Here is a 966-nt window from a genome sequence, read left to right on the forward strand (position 1 = left end):
AAAAAAAGGAATAATCATAGCAATGATCACTATTGTTTTTTTTATTCTAATTCTTGGTAAAATCCCGCAAAGAAAGAAAACCATCAATGAGCCAAAAATTTCTATTTTCATTGTCCATAATGACCAATTATAGGGCGAACTGCCTGAGAAAAATGAGGATATAGTTCCAGAATAAATAGCATTAAATAATGACGGGTCTTTTATTCCATAGTTACGAGCCCAGTCTGTAAGTAAGCTATTATCTACAGGGATATACTTGAAAATCAGAAAAGCTATTATGCATGAACCTAACGCTGGGGGCAATAATCTAAAATATCGTTTGGCTGTCATACCGGCAACAGTATCTACAACATCACTCTTACTTAGAATGCAGTATGATAATATAAAGCCACTTAAAACGAAGAACATACCAACTGCGGCGGCCCCTGAATACATGAACGCATATGGAGAGTTATGAAAGATCATATCAATAGGCCCTCTTACATTTGCAGCATTTCCAGAGTGCATCGGTGGGGTAAATGTTGAAGCCAAGTGTGAGAGTAATACCATGAAGCACGCTAGTCCGCGAATACCCTCAACGGAACCTAATTTTTGTTGTGTGGAGATTGTCATTATTAATTGTCATCTTTTATTTTAATGTATCGGATGTTTGTGATAAATACTGAAGTTAACATAAAAGCCTAATTATTCGTCGTGTCCGTCCAGTTTATTATCAGCGTTCATAACTGGTAGTTTAAGGCTGAAACCAATCATAAGCGCTTTACCACGTCTCTTGCAAAATATCCTCGACCGTATTTCATCCTCACTAGCCCCACCCAGCACGGTCAACCCATCGGCACCCGCAAATCTGACTTTCACATCAACCTCGCCAAACTTCCTGTTAAGACGGTTCGTCAATTCTTCCGTCAGTGCATTGGTGTAGCCAACCGGAAAACTCTTCGCGTTCAGCTTGTCTATCGTCACTTC

1 protein-coding gene and 1 pseudogene are annotated in these 966 nt (G+C 39.3%); both read right to left on the reverse strand.

The genetic code is table 11. The features are described from left to right. Positions 1 to 612 (reverse strand): acyltransferase family protein (locus AEP37_RS25535; RefSeq protein WP_156168783.1); only part of this gene is annotated, 612 nt, incomplete at its 3' end. A gap of 148 nt (positions 613 to 760) precedes the next feature. Further along, positions 761 to 966, reverse strand: a pseudogene (locus AEP37_RS23880) (DinI-like family protein); the annotation flags it as partial.

The sequence above is a fragment of the Yersinia pekkanenii genome, assembly GCF_001152565.1.
GTDB classification, from domain to species: domain Bacteria; phylum Pseudomonadota; class Gammaproteobacteria; order Enterobacterales; family Enterobacteriaceae; genus Yersinia; species Yersinia pekkanenii.